Annotated in this window: 4 protein-coding genes; 3 read left to right on the top strand and 1 reads right to left on the bottom strand. The window is 67.9% G+C overall.

Features of this window, described 5'->3' with window-relative positions; all coding sequences use genetic code 11:
- Positions 1-873: nitronate monooxygenase (locus GA0115259_RS22340; RefSeq protein WP_237540329.1), on the bottom strand; the 873-nt coding region annotated here is incomplete at its 3' end.
- A gap of 574 nt (positions 874-1,447) precedes the next feature.
- Between GA0115259_RS22340 and GA0115259_RS22335 the strand changes: the two genes are divergently transcribed.
- From GA0115259_RS22335 to GA0115259_RS22325, 3 genes are all read left to right on the top strand, one after another.
- Positions 1,448-2,431, top strand: coding sequence for a glycosyltransferase family 2 protein (locus GA0115259_RS22335; RefSeq protein WP_093600093.1), 984 nt, complete (start codon positions 1,448-1,450; stop codon positions 2,429-2,431).
- Positions 2,432-2,613: 182 nt separating this feature from the next.
- A complete protein-coding gene (locus tag GA0115259_RS22330; RefSeq protein WP_237540328.1) occupies positions 2,614-4,041 on the top strand; it encodes a DUF6056 family protein in 1,428 nt (475 codons plus the stop codon).
- Between the two features lie 69 nt (positions 4,042-4,110).
- Positions 4,111-4,749, top strand: coding sequence for a DUF6629 family protein (locus tag GA0115259_RS22325; RefSeq protein ID WP_093600087.1), 639 nt, complete (start codon positions 4,111-4,113; stop codon positions 4,747-4,749).
- The last annotated feature ends 76 nt before the right edge of the window (positions 4,750-4,825 follow it).

Genomic DNA, 4,825 nt, shown 5'->3' with positions numbered 1-4,825 from the left:
GTCGTCCGCCACGGCGGCGGTCATCGCCGCCCGGACACCGCGGACGGCCTCGCCCATGGTTGCCCAGCGCTGGGCGAACGTGGCGGCGAGGAAGGCGTCCTGACCGACCGGCAGGAACTGGGTCCGCAGATCGTCACTGCCGATCCTGGCCGCGAACTCGGCCGGATCCCCGGGAAGTTCGGGAGCACCGGGGCCACGGCGGCGGAGCACGCGCGTTCCGTGGTGCAGAACGGTCTCCGAGCCGTCGAGCCCGGTGAGCGCGGCGGTGATCTCCGCGGGCAGCCCTGCCTCGTCGTACAGCGCGAGCTGGGTGTCCAGTACGACACCGGCCGCGCCTCCGGCGACCGCGGCGGCGGCCGTATGGGGCCCGATACCGCCGCACGCCCAGACGGGCACGGTGACCGACGGGTCGGCCAGTACCTGCTGCAACAGCACGAAGGTGCTCAACTCGCCCGCGCGGCCACCGCTTTCGGCGCCGCGGACGATCAGGCCCGAGGCTCCGTCGGCGACGGCGCGCAGGGCGCCCGCGAGGTCCGTCACCTCCACCAGGACACGACGGCCGGCGAACTCGGCGGGCGAGCGCCCGGGATCCGCCAGCAGGACGGTGTCCACCGGATCGGGCAGATCGGTGACGGCCACGGTGCAGCCGGGCCGTATCCGGACTCCGAAGGGCAGCGACGACCAGCGGCAGGTGCGGTCGAGTGTGTCGGCGACATCGCGTGGATCATCGAGGGACAGTTCCAGCACGCCGATCGCGCCCGTCCGGGCGGCGACGGCCGTCAGCCGTGGCGAGGGCCGGTGCAGGGGATTGACGACGATGACCGAGTGTGTCAGCGAGAACTCGATGGACACGCCGGGTTCCGGCATCGGCATGAAGTCTCCCGAATCAAGTGGGGGGTTGACCGGCGGGTAGCTAACTCGCGGGTAGTTAACTGGCCCGGCTTCCTCGGGGTCAAACGGTCACACTGCGCGACTCGTGACACTGTGTTGATGCACAATCACTTTGCGCAGTGGAAGATTTTCGATGAGCCGACAGCAAAGGGACGTTTTTCAAGGACGCCATCCAGGGCTCACGTGCGCGATATCGCGCTGTCATGCCCATGAAATGCAAGCTCTGCGTCCGGGACCTCGACTGTGCCGAAGGTCACAACGTCGCGGGAGCGCATTCGACCATCCGACGGTAGCGCCTACGGGGCGTGACACCTAGCCCTCCGACCGACACCGATCGACAACGAAGCACATCCGTCCGGGACGTCGCCCCGATCCCGAAGAAACGTCTCAGCGGGATGGACGCCATGCCGCCGTGACGCTTGAGAGGCAGATCGATAAATTCTATGGTGCGGATCACAAGGCAATCGCTCCCGACAACACTCGCTGAACGGTGGGCATTTCATCGAGGCCGACGCAGATCGAACACCCGTATCACGGGACATGGAATGGGATGGCCATGCTTCAGGTATCAATCGTCGTACCGTGTTTCAATGAGAGCGAGGTGATCGTGGCCTTTCACACCGCATTGGTCACCGCCCTCGAACCGACCGGGCAGACGTTTGAGATCTGCTATGTGGACGACGGCAGCGAGGACCGGACCAGACAACGACTGCGCGAACTCGCCGGAAACGATCCACGGGTCCGCTACACCTCGTTCAGCCGTAATTTCGGTAAAGAAGCCGCCATGCTCGCCGGTCTGCGTATGTCCCGGGGCGAAGCCGTGGTTCTGATGGACGCGGATCTCCAGCATCCTCCCGAGCTCGTGCCCCGCATGCTGGAGTTGCACCGGCACGGTTACCACCAGGTGGTGGCACAACGCGACCGGGCGGGCGAAGGCGCCCTGCGCACGGCGCTCAGCCGCCTCTACTACCGACTGGTACGCCGCTGCATGGATGTCCAAGTGGTCGACGGAGCAGGGGACTTCAGACTTCTGTCGCGTCACGCGGTCAACAGTGTGCTGGCGCTGCCGGAGAGCAACCGGTTCTCCAAAGGGATCTTCTCCTGGATCGGCTTCGAGACCGTGAGCTTCACCTACCGCAATATGCAAAGGGCCGCCGGAACATCCAAATGGGGCGGCCGGAATCTGCTGAACTACGGCATCGACGGACTGCTCTCCTTCAACAGCCGTCCGCTGCGTCTGGCGATCCACACCGGCCTCTGGCTCTTTCTCTCCGCGCTTCTCTACGCCTTCTGGATCATCGCGAATGTCGCACTCAACGGAGTCGACGCGCCCGGTTTCACCACGCTGATGACGGCCATTGTGGCGCTCAGCGGAATCCAGCTCGCGACGCTCGGCGTCATCGGTGAATACGTGGGGCGGATCTATCACGAGGCGAAGCGCCGTCCGCACTATGTGGTACGGGAGACGGACGAATCCCGCGCGTCCGTGCGTGGCCGCCCGTCCGCGACGTCCGTCGGACAGGCGCGCTCGGAGGGCTGATTCCGGCCACCTTGTCCGGCCGACGTGCCGACGACGGTTCGAATCACAGGCGAAAGGCAGTGGTGCACATGGCCGCGGGCGCTTCGAGCGTCGCCATCCCGAGACAGCAGGACGGGAAATCCCGCCAAGAACCGGACAACGGCCGCGAAACATTTGTACGTTCGCCGATCAAATTCTGGGTGATGGTTCTCCTGCCGCTGCCGCTCGCTCTTCTCGGCACTGCTTCATGGCTCGGCGGTTATGTCCGCCCCAGTGCCGACGAGTGGTGTTTTCTGCCCACGGTGCGGGACAACGGTATTTCCGGGCTGGTCGAGAAGTTCTATACCGTGGACAACGGACGGGTGGGCAACGGTCTGCTGGTGGGGCTCTACACCAAGTCCGGGCCCACGGGCCATCAGTGGTTCGCTCCGGTCAGCGCCGTGGTCATGCTGGGCGTGCTGTGGGCGGTGACCGGTCTGCTGCTGCGCGCGACGGGACGGACGGCACCGCGCGGGCTTCCGCTGCTCGTGGCGTCGACGGTCACGGTGGTCTTTCTGTTCGCGACTCCCAACACCTACAAGACGTTCTACTGGCCCGCCTCCGCCGTCTCGCACACGGTGGCGCCCGTGCTGGCCTGTGCGGCGGCGATTCCGCTCCGATGGGCACGCTCGCGCAGGGCCAAGGCCGCCGCCGTCGCCGTCGCGTTCCTGGCCGGATGCTTCCTCGGCACACTCTCGGAAGAGGCGTCGGTCGTCGCGCTGGTGGTGCTCCCGGCCGTTCTTCTGCTCAGCGGCAGCACCTTCGCCGTACGGGTACGGAGATACGCGCGCGCCTGGTGTCTGGCCGGCCTGGCCGGAACGGCGACCGGCACACTGGTCCTGCTCACCTCTCCTGGATCGCGCAACCGCCGTGAGCGCATCGGCGCGGAAACCACCGCGACGCTCGCTCCCGACGCGCTGCTGGGATCGCTGCGCGCGTTCCTGGAAATCCTCGGCACGGTCCTGACGACATGGCAGTACCTGGGAGCGGTCGCGGTGGGAGTGCTGCTCGGACTGTCGGCCAAGGCCCGGACACGGGCCGGGACCGGGGCCGGACGCGGGGCCGGGAGTGCTCCGGTGCTGCTGCCGTGCCGGCCGGTCCTTCTGGTCTCCGCGGGCATCCTCACCTTTCTTGTCACCGGATACCTCTGCACCGTGATCGCCTATCCGCTCTTCGGCTCCCGGGTGACCGGCGCGTCGCGCACCTGGAACGACTACCTCCTGCTGTATGTGCTGCTGCTCATGGGCGTCGGCGCCCTGCTGGGACGCGCCTGGGCACGGGGACGGCGGGCGTGGCCATCGGCTGTGACGGCTGCGGCCTGTGCGGCGGTGTGCATGGCGGTGTGCTTCCAACTGGCCTTTCCGCTGGGCCAGTTGGGTCATGACATGCGGGTAAGGGCCGAGCGCTGGGACCGTCAGGATCTACGGCTGCGCACCGAGGCGGCACAGGGCGCGCGGGTCCTGCCGTACGCGCGACTGCCGATCAGCGGGATGGCAGAACCGTTCTACGGCCCGGGACGACGGCCCTGGCCGGCCGGATGCGTCGCCGACCACTACCGCCTGGAGCGGATCACGGACGCACGCACGACCTGACGATTCATCGGTTCTGATTCATCGGTTCTGGGTAGTCCTGGCAGTCCTCCAAGTGATCCGGGTGGCCTCATGTGCTGGAGCGCGACGGCCGATCTCGTGGCGGGCACCGGGATCACGATGGTCGGGGCGGTCTGTGTGGCGCGGGTGCGGCACCTCCGCGAGCTGCCGCTCGCCGCGCTGCCGCTGCTTCTGGGAGTCCATCAGGGCATCGAGTCCGTCGTCTGGCGCAATGGCGGCGGAACCGGCCCGGCCACTCTGGCCTGGGCCGTGATCGCCCTGCCCGTACTGGCGCTCTGGGTACCGCTCGGCGTACTGCTCGCCGCACCGCCACAAGCACGGCGCCGGCTGACGGTTCCGCTGCTCGCGGGAGCTGCGACCGCGGCGGTTCTCGCGTACTGCCTCGCCACCCGGACGGTACGGGCCGAGATCCGTGGCCACACGCTCGGCTATGCCGTCGACGTCCCGTACGCGCCTCTGGTCGTCGCGGGCTATCTCGTCGCCACTCTCGGATCGCTGCTGCTCGGCGGAGACCCGCACGTACGGCTGCTGGGCGCGGTCGTCGCGTGCGGAGCGCTCCTCTGCGCGGTGCTGTGGCGGCTGGAGTTCCTCTCCACCTGGTGCGCGCTCGCGGCGGTGGCGTCCGTCCTGACGCTCCTGCGGATACGGCGGCCCGCGGACGCCAACCCGCCGTCCCGCGCGGAGAGTTGAGCAACGAAGCGGCCCGATGTCGCCCGATGTCGCCCGGCGGGCCCGGTGGGCCCGCCGGTCGGTCGGAGATCCACCG

Source organism: Streptomyces sp. MnatMP-M17 (assembly GCF_900091995.1).
Taxonomy (GTDB): Bacteria; Actinomycetota; Actinomycetes; order Streptomycetales; family Streptomycetaceae; genus Streptomyces.
Note: the sequence above shows the minus strand (reverse complement) of the source record. Positions and strands in the feature narration are given on the sequence as shown.